This is a genomic window from Pseudomonas sp. KCJK9000, from assembly GCF_046230725.1.
GTDB lineage: Bacteria > Pseudomonadota > Gammaproteobacteria > Pseudomonadales > Pseudomonadaceae > Aquipseudomonas > Aquipseudomonas promysalinigenes.
In genome coordinates this window covers 1-19,302 of record NZ_JBJJLN010000022.1, presented here as the reverse complement: position 1 = coordinate 19,302, position 19,302 = coordinate 1, and the positions used below count along the sequence as shown (strand labels likewise).

Annotated in this window: 20 protein-coding genes; 11 read left to right on the top strand and 9 right to left on the bottom strand. The window is 60.4% G+C overall.

All coding sequences use genetic code 11. From position 1 onward, the window contains the following. Positions 1-147 precede the first annotated feature (147 nt). The 3 genes from rpe (at position 148) to trpE (ending at position 3,189) form a co-directional block, all read left to right on the top strand. Positions 148-822 carry a ribulose-phosphate 3-epimerase gene (gene rpe, locus ACK59H_RS12055; protein WP_060477482.1) on the top strand — a complete coding sequence of 225 codons (675 nt, stop codon included), beginning with the start codon at positions 148-150 and terminating at the stop codon, positions 820-822. Further along, positions 819-1,637 carry a phosphoglycolate phosphatase gene (locus ACK59H_RS12050; protein ID WP_060477483.1) on the top strand — a complete coding sequence of 273 codons (819 nt, stop codon included), beginning with the start codon at positions 819-821 and terminating at the stop codon, positions 1,635-1,637. Before rpe ends, ACK59H_RS12050 begins: the two co-directional genes overlap by 4 nt. A 70-nt stretch (positions 1,638-1,707) precedes the next feature. Next, entirely contained in the window at positions 1,708-3,189 is a 1,482-nt protein-coding gene (gene trpE / locus ACK59H_RS12045) for an anthranilate synthase component I (protein WP_060477484.1), read from the top strand. An 86-nt stretch (positions 3,190-3,275) separates the two neighbouring features. Here the strand turns inward: trpE and estP are convergent, their stop codons facing one another. Continuing rightward, the gene (estP, locus tag ACK59H_RS12040; RefSeq protein WP_409264468.1) at positions 3,276-5,177 is read right to left on the bottom strand and encodes an esterase EstP; all 1,902 of its coding nucleotides are present in this window, start codon (positions 5,175-5,177) and stop codon (positions 3,276-3,278) included. A 374-nt stretch (positions 5,178-5,551) separates the two neighbouring features. On the opposite strand from estP, the gene ACK59H_RS12035 reads away from it, so the two are divergent. The 4 genes from ACK59H_RS12035 (at position 5,552) to ACK59H_RS12020 (ending at position 8,805) form a co-directional block, all read left to right on the top strand. Further along, complete coding sequence (locus tag ACK59H_RS12035; RefSeq protein WP_409264467.1) at positions 5,552-6,145, top strand: aminodeoxychorismate/anthranilate synthase component II; 594 nt, start codon at positions 5,552-5,554, stop codon at positions 6,143-6,145. A gap of 9 nt (positions 6,146-6,154) precedes the next feature. Beyond that, entirely contained in the window at positions 6,155-7,204 is a 1,050-nt protein-coding gene (gene trpD, locus ACK59H_RS12030) for an anthranilate phosphoribosyltransferase (protein WP_060477486.1), read from the top strand. Beyond that, positions 7,201-8,034 (top strand): indole-3-glycerol phosphate synthase TrpC, encoded by an 834-nt coding sequence (gene trpC / locus ACK59H_RS12025; RefSeq protein ID WP_060477487.1) that lies wholly within the window; start codon positions 7,201-7,203, stop codon positions 8,032-8,034. The genes trpD and trpC overlap by 4 nt, the downstream gene beginning before the upstream one ends. 66 nt (positions 8,035-8,100) lie before the next feature. Further along, positions 8,101-8,805, top strand: coding sequence for a lipoyl protein ligase domain-containing protein (locus tag ACK59H_RS12020; RefSeq protein ID WP_060477488.1), 705 nt, complete (start codon positions 8,101-8,103; stop codon positions 8,803-8,805). On the opposite strand, the gene crp is transcribed toward ACK59H_RS12020, so the two are convergent. Then, positions 8,802-9,446 carry a cAMP-activated global transcriptional regulator CRP gene (gene crp / locus ACK59H_RS12015; RefSeq protein ID WP_060477498.1) on the bottom strand — a complete coding sequence of 215 codons (645 nt, stop codon included), beginning with the start codon at positions 9,444-9,446 and terminating at the stop codon, positions 8,802-8,804. The two genes, ACK59H_RS12020 and crp, sit on opposite strands and share 4 nt — an antisense overlap. A gap of 191 nt (positions 9,447-9,637) precedes the next feature. Between crp and ACK59H_RS12010 the strand changes: the two genes are divergently transcribed. Further along, on the top strand, positions 9,638-10,060 hold the full coding sequence (locus tag ACK59H_RS12010; protein WP_016715792.1) for an OsmC family protein: 423 nt from the start codon (positions 9,638-9,640) through the stop codon (positions 10,058-10,060). A 39-nt stretch (positions 10,061-10,099) separates the two neighbouring features. Here the strand turns inward: ACK59H_RS12010 and ACK59H_RS12005 are convergent, their stop codons facing one another. The 5 genes from ACK59H_RS12005 to hemJ all read right to left on the bottom strand — a co-directional run bounded on the left by ACK59H_RS12005 (position 10,100) and on the right by hemJ (position 13,569). Beyond that, the gene (locus ACK59H_RS12005) at positions 10,100-11,137 is read right to left on the bottom strand and encodes a DUF2157 domain-containing protein (RefSeq protein ID WP_409264466.1); all 1,038 of its coding nucleotides are present in this window, start codon (positions 11,135-11,137) and stop codon (positions 10,100-10,102) included. 13 nt (positions 11,138-11,150) lie between these two features. Further along, positions 11,151-11,798, bottom strand: coding sequence for a 2-polyprenyl-3-methyl-6-methoxy-1,4-benzoquinone monooxygenase (coq7, locus tag ACK59H_RS12000; RefSeq protein ID WP_060477490.1), 648 nt, complete (start codon positions 11,796-11,798; stop codon positions 11,151-11,153). Between the two features lie 66 nt (positions 11,799-11,864). Beyond that, positions 11,865-12,203 carry a histidine triad nucleotide-binding protein gene (locus tag ACK59H_RS11995; protein WP_012316537.1) on the bottom strand — a complete coding sequence of 113 codons (339 nt, stop codon included), beginning with the start codon at positions 12,201-12,203 and terminating at the stop codon, positions 11,865-11,867. A gap of 63 nt (positions 12,204-12,266) precedes the next feature. Next, positions 12,267-13,049 (bottom strand): SDR family oxidoreductase, encoded by a 783-nt coding sequence (locus ACK59H_RS11990; RefSeq protein WP_060477491.1) that lies wholly within the window; start codon positions 13,047-13,049, stop codon positions 12,267-12,269. Between the two features lie 94 nt (positions 13,050-13,143). Next, a complete protein-coding gene (hemJ, locus tag ACK59H_RS11985) occupies positions 13,144-13,569 on the bottom strand; it encodes a protoporphyrinogen oxidase HemJ (protein ID WP_060477492.1) in 426 nt (141 codons plus the stop codon). Between the two features lie 142 nt (positions 13,570-13,711). On the opposite strand from hemJ, the gene argC reads away from it, so the two are divergent. Further along, positions 13,712-14,746, top strand: coding sequence for an N-acetyl-gamma-glutamyl-phosphate reductase (gene argC / locus ACK59H_RS11980; protein ID WP_060477493.1), 1,035 nt, complete (start codon positions 13,712-13,714; stop codon positions 14,744-14,746). A gap of 145 nt (positions 14,747-14,891) precedes the next feature. Next, a complete protein-coding gene (gene erpA, locus ACK59H_RS11975) occupies positions 14,892-15,242 on the top strand; it encodes an iron-sulfur cluster insertion protein ErpA (RefSeq protein ID WP_015268740.1) in 351 nt (116 codons plus the stop codon). Positions 15,243-15,297: 55 nt separating this feature from the next. Here the strand turns inward: erpA and ACK59H_RS11970 are convergent, their stop codons facing one another. Both ACK59H_RS11970 and ACK59H_RS11965 read right to left on the bottom strand, forming a co-directional pair. Continuing rightward, positions 15,298-16,389: an anhydro-N-acetylmuramic acid kinase gene (locus ACK59H_RS11970; RefSeq protein WP_060477494.1), complete on the bottom strand. Its 1,092-nt coding sequence runs from the start codon at positions 16,387-16,389 to the stop codon at positions 15,298-15,300. 3 nt (positions 16,390-16,392) lie between these two features. Continuing rightward, positions 16,393-17,811 carry a peptidoglycan DD-metalloendopeptidase family protein gene (locus tag ACK59H_RS11965; RefSeq protein ID WP_060477495.1) on the bottom strand — a complete coding sequence of 473 codons (1,419 nt, stop codon included), beginning with the start codon at positions 17,809-17,811 and terminating at the stop codon, positions 16,393-16,395. 215 nt (positions 17,812-18,026) lie between these two features. On the opposite strand from ACK59H_RS11965, the gene tyrS reads away from it, so the two are divergent. Further along, complete coding sequence (tyrS, locus tag ACK59H_RS11960; RefSeq protein WP_060477496.1) at positions 18,027-19,226, top strand: tyrosine--tRNA ligase; 1,200 nt, start codon at positions 18,027-18,029, stop codon at positions 19,224-19,226. The last annotated feature ends 76 nt before the right edge of the window (positions 19,227-19,302 follow it).

Genomic DNA, 19,302 nt, shown 5'->3' with positions numbered 1-19,302 from the left:
CCGAGCCTGCGCAGGCAGTGAGACGCGCTGAAAACCGTGGAAGCGGCTTTCGCCGCGAAGAGGCCGGTTCAGGTTGATGCTAATCAGCCTTCAACTGCTTCCCTGAGTTACAATGCGCGCCACCGTGATTCTGCCAACAGGTGCGCCATGCAGCCCTACGCTATTGCCCCCTCCATTCTCTCTGCCGATTTCGCCCGCCTTGGCGAGGACGTCGACAAGGTATTGGCTGCGGGTGCCGACATCGTTCACTTCGATGTCATGGACAACCATTACGTCCCCAACCTGACCATCGGCCCGATGGTGTGCTCCGCGCTGCGCAAATACGGCGTGACCGCACCGATTGACGTACACCTGATGGTGAGCCCGGTCGACCGTATCATCGGCGACTTCATCGAAGCCGGTGCCACCTACATTACCTTCCATCCGGAAGCCTCGCAGCACATCGACCGCTCGCTGCAGTTGATCAAGGATGGCGGTTGCAAGGCCGGCCTGGTGTTCAACCCGGCCACCAGCCTGGATGCCTTGAAGTACGTGATGGACAAGGTCGACATGGTACTGCTGATGAGCGTGAACCCAGGCTTTGGCGGGCAGAAGTTCATCCCAGGCACCCTCGACAAGCTGCGCGAAGCCCGCGCCTTGATCGACGCCAGTGGCCGCGACATCCGCCTGGAAATCGACGGTGGCGTCAACGTCAACAACATCCGTGAAATCGCTGCCGCTGGCGCGGATACCTTCGTGGCGGGCTCGGCGATCTTCAACGCGCCGGACTATCAGGAAGTCATCGCCAAGATGCGCGCCGAACTGGCTCAGGCCCGCCCATGAGCGGCTTCGAGCAGCTGTTCCCGGGGGCGCTGCCCAGGCTGGTGATGTTTGATCTGGACGGCACCCTGATCGACTCGGTACCTGACCTGGCCGCTGCCGTGGACCGCATGCTGCTCGAACTTGGGCGCCCACCGGCAGGCCTAGAGGCAGTACGCCACTGGGTTGGCAATGGCGCCCAGGTGCTGGTGCGCCGTGCCCTGGCAGGCGGCATCGAGCACGATACCGTGGATGATGCTTTGGCCGAAAAAGGCCTGGCGTTGTTCATGGAGGCCTATGCCCAAAGCCATGAGCTCACCGTGCTTTATCCGGGTGTGAAGGATACTTTGCGCTGGCTGCACAAGCAGGGCGTTGAGATGGCGCTGATTACCAATAAGCCGGAGCGATTCGTCGCGCCGTTGCTCGACCAGATGAAAATCGGCCGGTATTTCCGCTGGATCATTGGCGGCGATACGCTGCCGCAGAAAAAGCCCGACCCGGCGGCGCTGCTGTTCGTCATGCAAATGGCCGGCGTCAGCCCCCAGCAGTCGTTGTTCGTCGGTGACTCGCGCAGCGATGTGCAGGCGGCCAAGGCGGCAGGCGTGCAATCGGTGGGCCTGACCTACGGCTACAACCACGGCCGGCCGATCACCGAAGAATCCCCCAGCCTGGTAGTCGACGACCTTCGCGCATTGCTGCCCGGTTGCGCAGACCCGGCCACTGGGATAACGTTGGCGGACCTTCAAGCCTCCCAAGACAGAGAGTCCCCCGTGGCGGTCACTGGCAAATTCTGGATGAAAGTCATCAAGGCCCTGGCCCGTTGGCGCTGGCGCGCCTGACTCCTGCCCGCCGGCGCCTGCCGGCCCGTCCGCTTGCCCGACCCTATTGCTGCTTGCCACGAGGCTACCCATGACCCGCGAAGAATTTCTGCGCCTGGCCGCTACCGGCTACAACCGCATCCCTTTGGCCTGTGAAACCCTGGCCGACTTCGACACACCGCTGTCGATCTATCTGAAACTGGCCGATCAACCCAACTCCTATCTGCTCGAGTCTGTGCAGGGCGGCGAGAAGTGGGGCCGTTACTCGATGATTGGCCTGCCATCGCGCACCGTGTTGCGCGTGCATGGCTATCACGTGAGCATTCTGCATGATGGCGTAGAGGTCGAAAGCCATGACGTCGAAGACCCGCTGGCCTTCGTCGAGCGCTTCAAGGAGCGGTACAAGGTCGCCGACATTGCTGGGCTGCCACGTTTCAATGGCGGCCTGGTTGGCTATTTCGGCTACGACTGTGTCAGGTATGTGGAAAAACGCCTCGGTGCAAGCCCCAACCCAGACCCGTTGGGCGTGCCGGACATCCTGTTGATGGTTTCCGATGCGGTGGTGGTATTCGATAACCTAGCGGGCAAGATGCACGCCATTGTATTGGTCGACCCTGCCCAGGAGCAGGCCTTCGAGCAAGGGCAGGCCCGCCTGCAAGGCTTGCTGGAGAAACTGCGTCAGCCCATCACCCCACGCCGGGGCCTGGACCTCAGTGGCCCGATGGCAGCCGAGCCTGAGTTCCGCTCAAGCTATACCCGCGACGATTATGAAAATGCGGTAGGGCGAATCAAGGAATACATTCTGGCGGGTGACTGCATGCAGGTAGTGCCCTCCCAGCGCATGTCGATCGACTTCAAGGCTGCACCGATCGACCTCTACCGGGCACTGCGTTGCTTCAACCCGACGCCTTATATGTACTTCTTCAACTTCGGCGACTTCCATGTGGTTGGCAGCTCGCCGGAAGTGCTGGTGCGCGTGGAAGACAATCTGGTGACGGTGCGGCCAATTGCCGGGACTCGCCCGCGCGGCGCGACCGAGGAGGCCGACCGGGCGCTGGAAGACGATTTGCTCTCGGATGACAAGGAAATCGCCGAGCACTTGATGCTGATCGACCTCGGCCGTAACGACGTTGGCCGAGTGTCCTCCACTGGTAGTGTGCGGCTGACCGAGAAAATGGTCATCGAGCGTTATTCGAACGTGATGCACATCGTTTCCAACGTAACAGGCCACTTGCGCGAGGGCCTGACGGCGATGGACGCGCTACGGGCGATCTTGCCGGCAGGGACGTTGTCGGGTGCGCCGAAGATCCGCGCAATGGAGATAATCGACGAGCTGGAGCCGGTCAAGCGCGGCGTCTACGGTGGTGCGGTGGGTTACTTCGCCTGGAACGGCAACATGGATACCGCGATTGCCATCCGTACCGCAGTCATCAAAGATGGGGAGCTGCATGTGCAGGCGGGTGGTGGTATCGTCGCCGACTCGGTGCCCGCGCTGGAGTGGGAAGAAACCATCAACAAGCGCCGGGCCATGTTCCGCGCAGTGGCCTTGGCCGAACAGACCTCTGCTAAGTAACAGGTGCCCGCTCCACAGGCGATTGCCGTACTCGACAATTGTGCTGCCTGTAGGAGCGGGTTCACCCATGACTGGGTCGCGCCTCTCTAGAAATCGACGCTGACACTCAGGTTCACACCTTGTTGCCTGAGCTCGTCGCTCTTGCGCCAGTTGTAGTTACCTTGCAGGTGCACCCCCGCCACCAGTTCATGGCTCACCCCCAGGCTCGCCCGGGTCAGGTTGCTATGGGGCGTATAACCTGTCAGCGTGAAGTCATTGCCCGGCACTGTCGTCAGGTGCAGGGTCACATCCTGCTGGTCATTTTCGAACTCGTGCTCTTGCGCCACCTCGGCGAACAGCTTGGTGCTCGGCATTACCTGAACACTGCCCAACAGCCCAAGCCCAAGGCGCCGTGATGTACGGTCCTGGTCATCGACGCCCAGCGCTGTCGAGCGGCCACTCTTTTCGTCATAGCCATCAACCTTCACGCGCGCGTAGTCGCCGCTGATGAAGGGGGCCAATTGCCAGCGGCTGCCGTCGGCCGCCAGGTTGTAGCCTAGGCGCGCAGTAACGGCCCAGGCTTGGCCATCGGTGTCACCTTTTTCACTACGGTCGTTGATGCCCAGCGCGAAGGTCCGCTTGAGGTCACGATAGTCCAATTGGCCGGCACTGAGTGCAGCATCGGCCCACCAGCGGTTCTGGCTGAACTGGGCGAAGGCACTGGCCAGATAGCTGTCGAGTTTGTAGTCCGAGTCCTGTTCACCGGCTTCCAGCTTCTGCCGGTATACGCCACCGGCAAGGCCGACGCGCCAGGCATCGTTAAGCCGGTAGCTGCCGCCAAGAGTCAGGTTGTAGCCACGCCCGTCCGCGCTGGCAGCGCCGTGCTGCTCGTCAAAGTCCAAGTGCTGGGCGCCCGTGCTGACGAAAGCCTGCCATTGGCCGACAGCCTGCCATGGTGATTGCCACTGATTACGCAGTTCATCCTGATGCGCGCGCAGGCTGGCATTGGCCATCTCTGGCAGCAGGGTCAGTTCCCATGGAGCGGATATGATCGAGTAGGCGTAGTCTGCGATCAGTTGCTGCCCGGCGATGGTCGGGTGCACCGAGTCGTTGAACAACAGCTTGCTCGGGTCAGGTAGGGTGCCGTTAACTCCATAGAGTGGGTTTTCCACACAGCCGTTACCGCTGTAACAGGTGGCGATAAGGTTTTGATCGGCCGCCAAGCCGAACTGCGCCGGGCTGGCTACCGCTTCGCTGAGAAGCACCGGGATGTTGAGCGGGATGATCTCGGCGTCGATACGGCCCAGCTGGCTGACCAACGACTGGTTGAACACGCTGGACAGCTGCGAGAGTGCAGTCTGCTGTGGTGTGCCGCTGAAGTTTGGCGTCTGCCCCAGGTCTGGCAGCATCCACACCATGATGTAGCGGGCGCCGCCCTGTTGTAGCGCTTGGGCGCTTGAGGCCAGGCGAGCACCGGCCGCAGCGGCATCGGCAGGGCTGTTGACCAGGCCCTGGAGGAAGTCATTGCCGCCACCGGCAAGGTAATACAAAGCATTTGGATCGGCGCTCAAGCCGTTGGCCAGGTAGCCAGGCCGATCGCGCAGCGATGTTCCCGCGCCAATTTGGCCGGGTGGTATGACAGCCCTGGAAGTAGTCGTGATCGACTCGAGGATCTGCTGGGTGGTATAGCCGCCAACTGCCCAGTTGTTGCCGTCGGGCAGGCCAAGGGCCTGGTGGCTCAGCGAGGTCGACGGCCCGAGCTCGGCGGCGCTCAGGCCCAGCTTGCCACCGAGAATCATCGGCGATACCGGGGCGTATTGGCCATCGGCATCACGGTTGGTGAAGCGCATGCCCAAGGTGCCACCGGTCAGGTCAGGAAATTGCCCCGCATCATTGAGGCTGTCACCGAACACTACCAAAGTGGAGTAGGGGGATGGCGCCGCCAGGGCTTGGCTGCAGGCCAGGGCTAGGGTGGCGAGGGCAAGGCCCAGCAAAGGTGCTTTTCGCATCGTTGAACATCCTTTTCATTGTTTTTATGTGAACTAGCTGCTTGACCTTAGCAAATCGCCGGGCATGCCTCCCAAGTCGATTGGTTTCACCGTGTTTACGGGCATATTGCGCCCGTCGTCCCGGTAGGCTACTGTGCGTGCAAGTATGAGCGAGACCTATTCTGTGTTGATCGTCAGCAAACTCTTGATGCGCGTTATCAAGGCCCACGCCCGTTGGCGTTGGCGCGCCTGACTTTATCTCCTGCCGGCCCGTCCGGCCCGCCCCCGTTTGCCTTCCTTGTTATTTAGTGACTGCCCTTGTGGCCAATCCGCGCCCGCAGTTGCTGTAGGAAGGTTCGTTATCTGAAGTCAGTAGATTCAAGAGGTTTAGCCCGATGTTACTGATGATCGACAATTACGACTCATTCACTTACAACGTCGTTCAGTACCTTGGCGAGCTCGGTGCCGAGGTCAAGGTCATTCGCAATGACGAAATGACCATCGCCGAAATCGAAGCGCTCAACCCTGAGCGTATCGTCGTGTCGCCAGGGCCATGCAGTCCAAGCGAAGCCGGCGTATCCATCGATGCCATCCTGCATTTCGCCGGCAAGCTGCCGATCCTGGGGGTATGCCTTGGCCACCAGTCCATCGGCCAAGCTTTCGGCGGTGATGTAGTGCGTGCCCGCCAGGTCATGCATGGCAAGACCAGCCCTGTGCACCATCGCGATCTCGGCGTGTTCGCCCAGCTCAACAACCCCCTCACGGTCACCCGTTACCATTCGCTGGTAGTCAAGCGCGAGACCCTGCCCGATTGCCTGGAAATCACCGCATGGACTGCCCATGATGACGGTTCGGTCGACGAGATCATGGGCCTGCGCCACAAGACCCTGAACATCGAAGGGGTGCAGTTCCACCCCGAATCCATCCTCACCGAGCAGGGCCACGAGCTGTTCGCCAACTTCCTCAAGCAGACCGGCGGCCACCGCTAAGGATCGACCATGGATATCAAGAGCGCGTTGAGCCGCATCGTCGGCCACCTGGACCTGAGTACCGATGAAATGCGCGACGTCATGCGCCAGATCATGACCGGCCAGTGCAGCGAGGCGCAGATAGGCGCCTTCCTGATGGGCATGCGCATGAAGAGCGAGAGCATCGATGAGATCGTCGGCGCCGTGTCGGTGATGCGCGAGCTGGCCGACAAAGTCGAGCTGAAAAGCCTCGATGGCGTCGTCGACATCGTCGGGACTGGCGGTGACGGGGCCAACATTTTCAATGTTTCCACCGCATCGTCGTTTGTGCTCGCCGCTGCAGGTTGCACCGTAGCCAAGCATGGCAACCGCGCCGTTTCGGGCAAGAGCGGCAGCGCCGACCTGCTGGAAGCCGCTGGCATATACCTGAACCTTACGCCGACCCAGGTTGCCCGTTGCATCGACAGCTTGGGCATAGGCTTCATGTTCGCCCAAAGCCACCACACCGCCATGAAGCATGCTGCAGGCCCGCGTCGCGATCTGGGGCTGCGCACCCTGTTCAATATGCTCGGCCCGCTTACGAATCCGGCCGGTGTGAAGCATCAGGTGGTTGGCGTGTTCACGCAGGCATTGTGCCGCCCGCTGGCCGAGGTGCTTCAGCGCCTGGGCAGCAAGCATGTGCTGGTGGTGCACTCCAAGGATGGCCTGGACGAATTCAGCCTGGCAGCGCCCACCTTCGTTGCCGAACTCAAGAACGATCAAATCACCGAGTATTGGGTCGAACCCGAAGACCTCGGTATGAAAAGCCAGAGTTTGCATGGCTTGGCGGTGGAAACCCCGCAGGCCTCCCTGGAGCTGATCCGTGATGCTCTCGGTCGGCGCAAGACCGAAAATGGCCAGAAGGCGGCCGAAATGATTGTACTCAACGCCGGCGCGGCGCTCTACGCCGCTGACCATGCCATGAGCCTGAAAAGTGGCGTGGAGCTGGCCCACGACGTTCTGCATACCGGGCTGGCCTGGGAGAAGCTGCAGGAGCTGGGTGCCTTTACTGCAGTATTTAAGGTGGAGAACGAAGCATGAGTGTGCCGACGGTGCTGGAAAGGATCATTGCCCGCAAATTCCAGGAAGTCGCCGAGCGTAGCGCCCGGGTCAGCCTTGCCGAACTTGAAGGGCTGGCCAAAGCCGCTGATGCTCCACGTGGTTTTGCTGCAGCGCTGATTGCACAGGCCAAACGCAAGCAAGCGGCGGTGATTGCAGAGATCAAGAAGGCTTCGCCCAGTAAAGGCGTGATACGTGAGGATTTTGTGCCGGCAGACTGTGCCGTCAGTTACGAGAAGGGCGGCGCGACCTGCCTGTCGGTGCTGACCGACGTGGATTACTTCCAAGGCGCGGACGAGTACCTGCAACAGGCTCGCGCAGCTGTTTCACTGCCGGTCATCCGCAAGGATTTCATGGTCGATCCGTACCAGATCGTCGAGGCACGCGCTTTGGGCGCGGACTGCGTGCTGTTGATCGTGTCGGCGCTGGATGACGTGAAAATGGCCGAACTGGCTTCGGTGGCCAGGGATGTTGGCCTCGACGTGCTGGTGGAGGTCCATGATGGCGATGAACTCGAGCGCGCGTTGAAGACCCTCGATACACCGCTGGTCGGGGTCAACAACCGCAACTTGCATACCTTCGAGGTCAGCCTGGAAACCACCCTCGATTTGCTGCCTCGGATCCCACGTGACCGTTTGGCAATCACCGAGAGCGGTATCCTCAACCGCGCCGATGTCGAATTGATGGAAATCAACGACGTCTACTCGTTCCTGGTCGGTGAGGCCTTCATGCGCGCCCCGAACCCAGGGCTGGAGCTGCAGCGGCTGTTCTTCCCAGATCAGGTGAAGAAAACCGTTCAGCCTCTGGACTGATCGACACCAAGCCGGCTTCGTGCCGGCTTTTTCATGCCTGCCAAAAACCCTAGCGAAGGTGGATCAATGACCGATCAACCCCTGGCGCTCACCGTCGAGCAAGGGCTGCATGCCGAGCAAGAGCTGCTGGCCGCGGTTTGCCGTGGCGAACGCGATGCCGGCGTGCTGTTCTGGCGCCCCACTGACCACGCCTTGGTCATGCCCCGGCGCATGAGCCGGCTGGACAATTTCGAAGCAGCCTGTGCGGAGCTGGCTATCGCCGGTTGGCCGGTGCTGTTGCGCGAAACCGGGGGCGAGCCTGTGCCCCAGTCGCATGCCACGGTGAACGTGGCACTGGTTTACGTGGCCCCGCGCAGCGAAGGCGACCATGGCCGTATCGAAAACGCCTATGAGCGCCTGTGCCTGCCGTTGTGCGAGGTGCTGCGTGAGTGGGGGGGCGTCGCGTCGGTGGGGGAGATCGACGGCGCCTTTTGCGATGGCCGCTACAACGTCAACCTCAATGGCCGCAAGCTGGTCGGCACGGCCCAGCGCTGGCGCCAGGGCATGGGCGGCAAACGCCCGGTAGTACTGGTGCATGGCGCACTGCTGCTGGACAACCAGCGCGAGTCGATGGTCGCGGCGGTCAATCGTTTCAATGAATGTTGCAATCTGCAGCAGCGCTGCCGCGCCGATAGCCATATCGCTCTGCACGAAGTAGCGCCCCAGGCGCCCTGGTTCGAGCGCCTGTCGGTGGCCTACCAAGAGGTGCTGGCTGCACTGCCCAAGGATTAACGGGTACCGTAGACCACCATGGTCTTACCCTTGACCTGCACGAGGCTGCGTTCTTCAAGGTCCTTGAGCACGCGGCCGACCATTTCCCGAGAGCAGCCGACGATGCGGCCAATCTCCTGGCGGGTGATTTTGATCTGCATGCCGTCGGGGTGAGTCATGGCATCCGGTTGCTTGCACAAATCCAGCAGGCAGCGGGCTACCCGGCCGGTAACATCGAAGAAAGCCAGGTCGCCGACCTTGCGGGTAGTGTTGCGCAGGCGCTGGGCCATCTGACTGCCCAGGGCGTAAAGAATCTCCGGGTCGTGGCGGGCGAGTTCGCGAAATTTGTCATAGCTGATCTCGGCCACTTCACATTCGGTCTTGGCGCGCACCCATGCGCTACGTTGCTGCCCACCACCTGTTGGCTCGAACAGCCCCAACTCACCGAAAAAATCGCCATTGTTGAGGTAGGCGATGATCATCTCGTGCCCTTCGTCATCTTCAATCAGAATGGTTACCGAGCCTTTGATGATGAAGGACAGGGTTTCGGCATGGTCACCGGCGCAGATGATGTTGCTTTTGGCGGTGTAGCGCCGGCGCTGGCAGTGAATCAGCAGCTTGTCGATGTTCTTGATCTTGGCGGGTAGGGCGGAGGCAACCATCACGAAATCCTGTTCGATGCGAGGCATAGGCGCTTGTTTGACCTTGACCAACGCGACGCGCCAGTCAATTGGCGCCAGCTTATCAGACAGTGCCGGAATATTTGGCACTAAAGCGAATCGCATTGAGCTTTTCCGACAGGCATACAAAGCTTAAGCTGGCACCCTTTTGCGAAATCCAGGAGTACGGACAGATGAAGGCACGCATCCAGTGGGCCGGTGAAGCGATGTTCCTCGGTGAGTCGGGCAGCGGCCACGTCGTGGTGATGGACGGGCCTCCGGAGGCCGGTGGTCGCAACCTGGGCGTACGGCCAATGGAAATGCTCTTGCTAGGCCTTGGTGGCTGCAGCAGTTTCGATGTGGTCAGTATTCTGAAGAAGTCACGCCAGGCTGTGGAAAGCTGCGAAGCGTTTCTGGAAGCGGAGCGCGCCAGTGAAGACCCTAAAGTGTTCACCAAGATCCATATGAATTTCGTGGTCAAAGGCCGCGCCTTGAAAGAAGCGCAAGTCAAGCGGGCTGTGGAGCTGTCGGCCGAGAAGTATTGCTCGGCCTCGATCATGCTCGAGCGTGCCGGCGTTGAAATCACCCACGGTTACGAAATCGTAGAGCTGGGCTGAGTGTTGGGAATCAGGGCTGCATCGCAGCCCTGGCGCCGGTCAGCCTCGCAAGGCCGGCAGGGCATTGAGCAACCATTGTGGCAGGCAGTCCCTAGCCGCCTGGCTCAGTTGCTCACGCTTTTTCTGATATCCAACTCCCAAGCCGATCAAGCCCAGGCCGATAAGGGTAAGCACGATTGGGAACATCAAAGACTCGGCAAATACTTCGTAAGACAGATACCCAAGGTAAGCTGCTACGCCCATCGCCCCGAACACCATGAAGACAGGCCGGCGTAACAACACGGCTACACCCATCAAACCTAGATTTATGAGGCAGTAAAGCGCTTTGCCCAGCTCGCTGTCACTTTCCATCATCGTCAGCCCACCCCAGAACGCTGCCAGGCCAGCCAAATAGCCCCAATGGGCGTAGTCCTGGCGAGTTCGCCTGTCGACCACCAGGCAGACCAGTAGCATGGCGAGCCCGAACCAAAGTGATACGGTGCGCCTTTGCTCCCACGAAAACGCCGAGCCGTAAACCCATTCGCTAAGGTCCATTGACATGAACCACAGAGCAACGGCAATGGGCATCACCACGAACGGGTAGGGCACCAGGCGTAACATCAGTAGCCCAGCGATCACGGTCGCCGCCTCCATCGCCAGCCACCCGCCCTGTACGTAAGTGTAGTACTGGTGGTAGTCCCCTTGAGCGTCATCCAGTGGCCACCAGCCGATCAACCGTTCGATGGCGAACACCGCCAACGGCACGATGCTGACGGCAACGGCAGCCAGAACCCCGGCAGCAACGGTTTGCGCACGGCTCTGCAGCCTCAGGGCGAGCAACGTGAGGACCGCGACATAGAGCGCAGCGACAGCCAGCAATGCGCCGTCACCGATCGACAGCCAGGCTTCGGTGAGCAGCCAGCCCATCGCGCCCATGATCAACAGTGCACCGAAATAAAAAGCGACATGGGCTAGCTGGAAGCTACCCTGGGCGCAGGGCTGCTGGCGCAAGAACGCCAGCAGGGCCTGGTCCTGGCCAGGCTGGAGAATGCCTGCCTGTACGGCGCGCGCCAGATCCTTGGCGTCGATACGTTCCATCGTCTGTGCGCCTTTAGATGCGGTAGGTACTTTTGGTCATGACTTTCGCCAGCAGGCTCATGCCAAACCGTACAGGCCTGGGGAAACGATAGCCGCCCGCTTCGAGCGCAGTTTCAGCGTGCTGTTCTTCATCCGCCCGCATTTGCTCGAGGATGGCGCGTGATTTTTCGTCCTGTTCGGGCAACTGCTCCAGGTGTTCGTCCAGGTGCTTGCACACTTGGTGTTCGGTAGCAGCGACAAAACCCAGGCTGACCTTGTCGCTGACCAAGCCGGCGAGGGCACCGATGCCGAACGACATCCCATAGAACAACGGGTTGAGCACGCTGGGGTGGCTGCCCAACTGACGGATGCGTTGTTCGCACCAGGCCAGGTGGTCGACTTCTTCCTCGGCCGCCTGTTCCATCGCTTTGCGTACCTGCGGCAGTTTGGCGGTCAGGGCTTGGCCCTGATACAACGCCTGAGCGCAGACTTCACCTGTGTGGTTGATGCGCATGAGGCCGGCGATGTGGCGAGTCTGGTCGTCATCGAGCTGAGTATCCGGTTGGATGATCGCTGGCGACGGGCGGGAGGGTTGGCCGCTGAAGGGCAGCAAGGTGCGCATGGCGGTATCGGCCTGCAGCAACAAGCGGTCGAGCGGCGAGTAGTGACGTTCGGTGGCCATCGGGCACCTCCGCTGAAGTGATGCCCGACAGTTTACCTCAATAGTCCGGATGGGGCTTGCCTTGGGTCAGCCCGGTGGCCAATGCATCTGGCGCTGACCCAGTACATGCATATGGATGTGGTAGACGGTTTGACCGCCTTGCTCGTTGCAGTTCATGACCACACGAAAACCGTCTTCGCAGCCCAGCTCTTTTGCCAGGCGCTGGGCAGTGAACAGGATATGACCGGCCAGGCCTTTGTCTTCTTCGGTCAGGTCGTTGAGGGTGCGGATGTGCTTTTTCGGGATAACCAGAAAATGCACTGGCGCCTGCGGCGCGATGTCGTGGAACGCCAGAACCTGGTCGTCCTCGTAAATGATCTTGGCCGGGATTTCCCGGTTGATGATCTTGATGAATAAATCGTCCACAGCACGTTCTCCATGGTGAGTGTCGGGCCGAGTGTACTCAGCCGCGGGCCACTCGCCCAGTGGCTATTCCACGCCGACCGGGCAGTATCGGCGGTGAATGAAGCCGGCCAGCTTGCGGGTCAACCAGCGTGGCAGCAGGCGTGTAGTGAATGCCAGCCAGCGGTTGCGAAGCACCGGCATGATCACTGCACGGTTTCGAGCCAAGGCACGCACGGTATACAGCGCCACCTCTTCCGGGCTCAGGCAACCGCTGTGGTTTTCAAGCCGGGGGATGGGGCGTCGCGCTGAGCGCACTGGGCCGGGGCACAGGACCGATACCTTGATGCCGGCTGGCTTGAGCTCCTCGCGCAGGGCTTCGCTGAAATGCATGACATAGGCCTTACTGGCAGCGTAAGTGGCCATGGCTGGGCCAGGCGCCACTGCCGCCAAGCCCGCGACGTTGAGAATCTGCCCTCCACCTTGCACGGCCATCAGGTTGCCGATGGCATGGCACAGGCGGCTTAGCGCAAGGACATTGACCTCGAGCAGATCTTGCTCATCGGCCCACTCGTGGGCCAGGAATGGCCCATAGGTGCGTTGCCCTGCGCAATTGACCAGCAGGTCGATGCGTCGCTCACCTTCTTCCAGTTCCAGCACAAACCCTGACAGGCGCAGGGGCTGGCTGAGGTCGCAGGCGCGCAGCAGCACTTCGACGCCGAAGCGCTGGGCCAGCTCCAGTGCAACGGGCTCCAGGGTTTCGCGATGGCGTGCCACCAGTATCAAGCTGCGCCCACGCCTCGCCAGGGCTTCCGCCAGGGCCAGGCCCAGCCCGCTGGAAGCTCCGGTGATCATGGCGTAACGGGTCATGCAAGGCTCCTGGGGCGCAAATGGGCGCCTAGTGTACAGCCTGGCTGGGCGAGTTGTTGCCTTTTGCTACAAGGCATGGGACGCCGGTTTGGCGTCAGAAGGGCTTGACTACAACCAGTATTACGATGGCTAGCAGGAGCAGCACGGGCACTTCGTTGAACCAGCGATAGTAAACGTGGCTGCGGGTGTTGTTGCCGGCAGCGAAGCGTTTGCGCTGCGCCCCGCAGATGTGATGGTAGCCGGTCAGTACAAGCACCAAGGTGAGCTTTGCGTGCAGCCAGCCCTGACTCAGCCATCCGGGGGTGAGGTAAAGCATCCAGGCGCCGAAGACATAAGTTGCGATCATTGCCGGGTTCATGATGCCGCGGTACAGCTTGCGCTCCATGGTGATGAAGCGTTCCTGGCTGATCTGGTCCTGGCTCTGGGCGTGGTAGACGAACAATCTGGGCAAGTAGAACAAGCCGGCGAACCAGCAGACCACGCTGACGATATGCAGCGCTTTGATCCATAGGTAAAGCATGGAGTGAGTTCCTTGAGCTAATCACGGTCGTCAGATAGTAGAGCCCAGAGGGCCGAAGGGGCACCCCAAGAGTTGTTACAGGCGCTTCGCGCCCCTATTATCGTGCGCTTTCCAGACGGCTCGTTGAGAAGGGGCAAGCGTTATGATCAAGGTCGGTATCGTCGGCGGCACGGGTTACACCGGCGTCGAACTGTTGCGTCTGCTGGCGCAGCACCCACAGGCCGAGGTGGCGGTCATTACTTCGCGCTCCGAGGCGGGGGTGGCGGTAGCCGACATGTATCCGAACCTGCGCGGCCACTATGATGGCCTGGCGTTCAGCGTGCCCGACAGTAAAGCCCTTGGGGCGTGCGACGTGGTGTTCTTTGCCACCCCGCACGGTGTTGCCCATGCACTGGCTGGCGAGTTGCTCGCCGCCGGGACTAAGGTCATCGACCTCTCTGCAGACTTCCGCCTGCAAGACGCAGCCGAGTGGGGCAAATGGTATGGTCAGCCTCATGGGGCACCGGAGCTTCTCAAGGATGCCGTCTACGGTCTGCCAGAGGTCAACCGCGAGAAGATTCGCCAGGCCCGTCTGATTGCCGTGCCGGGTTGCTATCCGACGGCCACCCAGCTCGGCTTCCTGCCGTTGCTCGAGGCTGGCTTGGCCGACCCTTCCCGCCTGATTGCCGACTGCAAGTCGGGGGTTAGCGGTGCTGGCCGTGGTGCTGCGGTCGGCTCGCTGTTCTGCGAGGCTGGCGAAAGCATGAAGGCTTACGCGGTCAAAGGTCACCGTCACCTGCCCGAAATCAGCCAGGGCCTGCGCCTGGCCGCAGGCACCGATATCGGCCTGACCTTCGTGCCGCACCTGACGCCAATGATCCGTGGGATCCACGCGACGCTCTATGCAAATGTGGTGGATACGTCGGTCGACCTGCAGGCTTTGTTCGAAAAGCGTTACGCCGATGAGCCGTTCGTCGACGTAATGCCGGCTGGCAGCCACCCTGAAACCCGCAGCGTGCGAGGCGCCAACGTCTGCCGTATTGCCGTTCATCGCCCGCAGGGCGGCGACCTGGTGGTGGTGTTGTCGGTCATCGATAACTTGGTCAAGGGCGCTTCGGGCCAGGCAGTACAGAACCTCAACATTCTCTTTGGGCTGGATGAGCGCATGGGCCTGTCCCACGCAGGCTTGCTGCCGTAAGCGTTCGCTGATCAACAGGCCCGCCGAGTGCGGGCCTTTTCGTATGTCACGACTAAAGCCGCACAATTCTTGACCAATTTTCTCGGAGAAGCGGATAATGCGCTTCATCGAGTTTTATGGCGGTTACTGCGCCGGGAGAATCAACATGAGCGTCGAAACCTTCACCCCCACGGCTTTGGAGTTCACCCACGGTGCCGCGCAGAAGGTGAAGAATCTAGTTTCCGAAGAAGGCAATGATCGCCTCAAACTGCGTGTTTTCGTCACTGGCGGTGGCTGCTCGGGCTTCCAGTACGGTTTCACCTTCGATGAGGACGTTGCCGAGGACGACACCATCGTCGAGCGCGAAGGCGTTTCGCTGGTGGTCGACCCGATGAGTTTCCAGTACCTGGCCGGGGCCGAAGTGGACTACCAGGAGGGCCTGGAGGGTTCTCGTTTCGTGATCAAGAACCCGAATGCCGCGACTACTTGCGGTTGCGGTTCTTCATTCTCTATCTAAAACAGATTCAATGAAAACGCCGCGCATTTGCGCGGCGTTTTGCATTTTGCCTCGTCTACCTGGGGTAGATCGCCCCGAGTACTCGCAGCCCTTTGGCCGCCGTCACGCTGGGGCGATTGGCAGCAATACCCTCCAAGCAGCAGTGGGCCAGCCAGGCAAAGGCCATCGCCTCGACCCAGTCCGGGTCAACGCCATGGGCGCCGGTGCTGCTGACCTGAGCCTGAGGCAGCAGTTGGGCAAGCCGCGCCATCAAGGCGCCATTGCGAGCACCACCGCCACACACCAGCAGCGCCTGAGTGTTGTGCTGGGCGTTCTGCAGCGCTTCGATGATGCTGCGCGCAGTCAGTTCCAGCAACGTGGCCTGGACATCTTCTTCGCGGTAGGCGGGCAGGCGTGCCAGATGACCATCCAGCCATGGTAGGTTGAATACTTCGCGGCCGGTGCTTTTGGGGCCGCTACCGGCGAAGAATGGGTCACTCAGCAGGCTGGCCAGCAAGTCGTGCTTCACCTGACCGCTGGCAGCCCATGCACCGTCAGCGTCGTAGGTGTGACCACGTTTGCGCTCTATCCAGGCGTCCAGCAGCACGTTGCCGGGCCCGCAGTCGAACCCTTGCACGGGTGCGTCGCGCTCGATAAGGCTCAGGTTGCTGAAGCCGCCGACATTGAGCACTGCCAGACGCTGCCCCAAGTGACCGAACAGGGTTTCATGGAAGGCCGGTACCAATGGCGCACCTTGGCCGCCAGCAGCAACATCTCGCCGACGGAAGTCGGCAACCACGCTAATGCCAGTCAATTCGGCAAGAAGCGCCGGGTTGCCAATTTGCACGGTGAAGCCGCAGGAGGGTTCATGACGTATGGTTTGCCCGTGGCTGCCAATGGCACGGATGGCGTTGGCTTGCAGCCCCTGCTGGTCGAGCAGTTGCCGTATGCCTTCAGCTGCCAGGCTAGCCCAGCGATTTTCAGCCATAGCGGCACGGGCGATCTCGTCGGGGCCACTGCTACACAGGTTCAGCAGCGCCTGACGTAGATCGGGCGGCATCGGTAGATAGCATGTGGCAAGCAGATCCACTCGCTTGCCTGATTCGATTAAAGCGATGTCCAGCCCATCGAGGCTGGTACCGGACATCACTCCAAGGTACAGCGCCATGGCTCAGCGCTTGTTCGCCGCGAGCATGGTGGCCTTTTCCTGGTCCATGCGGGCGATCAGCGGTTGGCTTTGTTGCAGGAACCGCTGGCGTTCGTTCTTGGCGATCGGGTCAGCCATTGGCACCTTCTGGCTCAGCGGGTCTACGTGTACGCCGTTGACCTGGAACTCGTAGTGCAAGTGGGGGCCGGTCGACAGGCCGGTAGTGCCAATGTAGCCGATGATCTGGCCCTGTTTGACGTTACTGCCGGTCTTGATGCCTTTGGCGAAGCCCTGCATGTGCCCGTAAAGGGTTTTGTAGCTATTACCGTGGGCAATGATCACAGTGTTGCCGTAACCGCCACGGCGGCCAGCCAATTCGATGCGCCCATCCCCCGCTGCCTTGATCGGCGTGCCGCGTGGCGCTGCATAGTCGACACCCTTGTGTGCACGGATCTTGTTGAGGATCGGATGCTTGCGGCCAGCGGAGAAGCGCGAGCTGATACGGGCAAAGTCGACAGGGGTACGGATGAACGCCTTGCGCAGGCTATTGCCGTCTGCGGTGTAGTAGCTGGTATTGCCCTGTTTGTTGGTGTAGCGCACGGCGGTGTAAGTCTTGCCGCGGTTGGTGAAGCGTGCGGACAGGATATTGCCGGTGCCGACAACCTTACCGTCCATGACCTTCTGTTCATAGACCACGTCGAACTCATCGCCAGGGCGAATGTCCTGGGCGAAGTCGATGTCGTAACCCAGTACCTTGGCCAGATCCATGGTCATGCTGTGGGAAAGGCCGGCGCGTTGAGCCGATGCCGACAGCGAGCTTTTGATCACCCCATGTGCATAAGCGGAGCGAACCACCGGCTTGCTGATTTCGCGATCGAACGAGTAACCCTTGGCGGTCTTGGTCAGGCGAATGGTTTCAAGGTTGCTGACCTTGCTGTGCAGGCTGGTCAATTGGCCATCTTTGTCGAGTTCGAACTGCAGTACTTGGCCATGCTTGAGCTGGCTGAATTGCTTGGCCTGCTTGTTGCTGGCCAGCAGGTCGTGCACCGCGTTGGCTGGCAATCCCACCTTGGCAAAGAGAGTCGACAGGGTGTCGCCACGCGCTACGGTCACCTCGCGGTGGCCGGGCACCTTGGCTTCGGCGGTTTTATCATTGGCAGGCGCTTGCTGTGCAGCTTGTTCGGTATCGGAGGCAGCACCGTCGATCTGGGCGAAGGGCGAACCCTGATCACCCTGAGCCTGTACCAGCGGTGCTGCGTTGGATTCGTCCTTCAGTTGATCGGCAGGGCTTTCCAGTTCCAGGCTCAGGGTCGTTTTCTTGGCTTCGACCTCGCTGGATGGGAATACAAGGAGGGCCAGGCTGAGCAGGGCGGCGATGCCGCTGGCGGCCAACAGATGGCTTTTCGGATAAAGCGGGGGCGCTTTAGGCGTTTCGTTGGTCATAGATAGGGTAACTTTGAGGAAAAATGAATATGGAAAAGATGAATGACATGATGAAGATGAAATAACTGTATAAAATATAACCAAATCCATCTTCGCGCAAGGGCGCGTAGACGCTGTGACACCTCGGTCGGGTCACAATTCATTTCCAAACTTGTAATTGGTGGCCGATCTTGTATGGTTGGCTCCCTTTGAATCTGAGCCTTGCGGGTCTTTCTATGAAGTCGGTTGAAGAGCAGCTGGCGCTTATCAAGCGCGGCGCGGAAGAGGTGTTGGTCGAGTCGGAACTGGTCGAGAAGCTCAAGCGCGGCCAGCCTCTGCGTATCAAGGCAGGCTTCGACCCAACTGCGCCTGACCTGCATCTGGGACACACGGTGCTGATCAACAAGCTGCGTCAGTTCCAGGAGCTTGGCCACCAGGTGATTTTTCTGATTGGTGACTTCACGGGCATGATCGGTGATCCAAGCGGGAAGAGTGCCACGCGTCCGCCGCTGACCCGCGAGCAGGTGCTGGACAACGCCGAAACCTACAAGCAGCAGGTGTTCAAGATTCTCGACCCAGCCAAGACCGAGGTTGCTTTCAACTCCACCTGGATGGACAAGCTTACACCTGCCGACTTCATTCGTCTGGCCTCGCAGTACACCGTCGCGCGCATGCTCGAGCGTGATGACTTCGACAAGCGTTACACCACCAACCAGCCCATTGCCATTCACGAGTTCCTTTACCCGCTGGTGCAGGGCTATGATTCGGTGGCGCTCAAGGCAGATGTGGAGCTGGGCGGTACCGACCAGAAATTCAATCTGCTGATGGGGCGCGAACTGCAGCGTGCCTATGGGCAGGAAGCGCAGAACATCGTCACTATGCCGCTGCTCGAAGGCCTCGATGGCGTGAAGAAGATGTCCAAGTCGCTGGGCAACTATGTCGGCATTCAAGAAGCGCCCGGTGTCATGTACAGCAAGCTGGTGTCGATCCCGGACACGCTGATGTGGCGTTATTTCGAGCTGCTCAGCTTCCGTTCGATGGAAGAGATCGAGCAGTTCCGGGCTGATGTTGCCAATGGCGCGAACCCGCGTGACATCAAGATCAAGCTGGCCGAAGAAATCGTCGCTCGCTTCCATGGCGAAGAGGCAGCAGCCAATGCACACCGTGCTGCGGGCAACCGGATGAAGGATGGTGAGCTGCCTGAGGATCTGCCTGAAATCGAAGTGGCTGCAGCTGAGGATCTGCCGATCGCGGCCGTTCTGAATCGAGCCGGCCTGGTGAAAAACTCGGCGCAGGCTCGCGACTTGCTCAGTGGTGGTGCTGTCAAGGTCGATGGTGCGGTGGTCGACAAGGATTTCATGTTTGTCCTTGGTGCGACTCATGTGTGTCAGGCGGGCAAGAAGTCGTTTGGCCGGGTAACCTTGAAGGCTGAGTGATTGCCACGCGGCGTAGCTATATATAGAAGCGGGGAGGCCAGTAGGCCTCCCCGCTTCGTTTTATTGAAGGTTATTG

What these genes read in the sequence shown, in the direction of transcription:
- trpC (WP_060477487.1), top strand. Translation starts at nt 7,201, where the DNA reads ATGAGTGTGCCGACGGTGCTGGAAAGGATCATTGCCCGCAAATTCCAG.
- crp (WP_060477498.1), bottom strand. Translation starts at nt 9,446, where the DNA reads ATGGTTGCCTCCGCCCTACCCGCCAAGATCAAGAACATCGACAAGCTG.
- trpE (WP_060477484.1), top strand. Translation starts at nt 1,708, where the DNA reads ATGACCCGCGAAGAATTTCTGCGCCTGGCCGCTACCGGCTACAACCGC.
- argC (WP_060477493.1), top strand. Translation starts at nt 13,712, where the DNA reads ATGATCAAGGTCGGTATCGTCGGCGGCACGGGTTACACCGGCGTCGAA.
- ACK59H_RS12010 (WP_016715792.1), top strand. Translation starts at nt 9,638, where the DNA reads ATGAAGGCACGCATCCAGTGGGCCGGTGAAGCGATGTTCCTCGGTGAG.
- ACK59H_RS12050 (WP_060477483.1), top strand. Translation starts at nt 819, where the DNA reads ATGAGCGGCTTCGAGCAGCTGTTCCCGGGGGCGCTGCCCAGGCTGGTG.
- ACK59H_RS12035 (WP_409264467.1), top strand. Translation starts at nt 5,552, where the DNA reads ATGTTACTGATGATCGACAATTACGACTCATTCACTTACAACGTCGTT.
- ACK59H_RS11970 (WP_060477494.1), bottom strand. Translation starts at nt 16,389, where the DNA reads ATGGCGCTGTACCTTGGAGTGATGTCCGGTACCAGCCTCGATGGGCTG.
- erpA (WP_015268740.1), top strand. Translation starts at nt 14,892, where the DNA reads ATGAGCGTCGAAACCTTCACCCCCACGGCTTTGGAGTTCACCCACGGT.
- trpD (WP_060477486.1), top strand. Translation starts at nt 6,155, where the DNA reads ATGGATATCAAGAGCGCGTTGAGCCGCATCGTCGGCCACCTGGACCTG.
- estP (WP_409264468.1), bottom strand. Translation starts at nt 5,177, where the DNA reads ATGCGAAAAGCACCTTTGCTGGGCCTTGCCCTCGCCACCCTAGCCCTG.
- ACK59H_RS11965 (WP_060477495.1), bottom strand. Translation starts at nt 17,811, where the DNA reads ATGACCAACGAAACGCCTAAAGCGCCCCCGCTTTATCCGAAAAGCCAT.
- ACK59H_RS12005 (WP_409264466.1), bottom strand. Translation starts at nt 11,137, where the DNA reads ATGGAACGTATCGACGCCAAGGATCTGGCGCGCGCCGTACAGGCAGGC.
- hemJ (WP_060477492.1), bottom strand. Translation starts at nt 13,569, where the DNA reads ATGCTTTACCTATGGATCAAAGCGCTGCATATCGTCAGCGTGGTCTGC.
- tyrS (WP_060477496.1), top strand. Translation starts at nt 18,027, where the DNA reads ATGAAGTCGGTTGAAGAGCAGCTGGCGCTTATCAAGCGCGGCGCGGAA.
- rpe (WP_060477482.1), top strand. Translation starts at nt 148, where the DNA reads ATGCAGCCCTACGCTATTGCCCCCTCCATTCTCTCTGCCGATTTCGCC.
- ACK59H_RS12020 (WP_060477488.1), top strand. Translation starts at nt 8,101, where the DNA reads ATGACCGATCAACCCCTGGCGCTCACCGTCGAGCAAGGGCTGCATGCC.
- coq7 (WP_060477490.1), bottom strand. Translation starts at nt 11,798, where the DNA reads ATGGCCACCGAACGTCACTACTCGCCGCTCGACCGCTTGTTGCTGCAG.
- ACK59H_RS11990 (WP_060477491.1), bottom strand. Translation starts at nt 13,049, where the DNA reads ATGACCCGTTACGCCATGATCACCGGAGCTTCCAGCGGGCTGGGCCTG.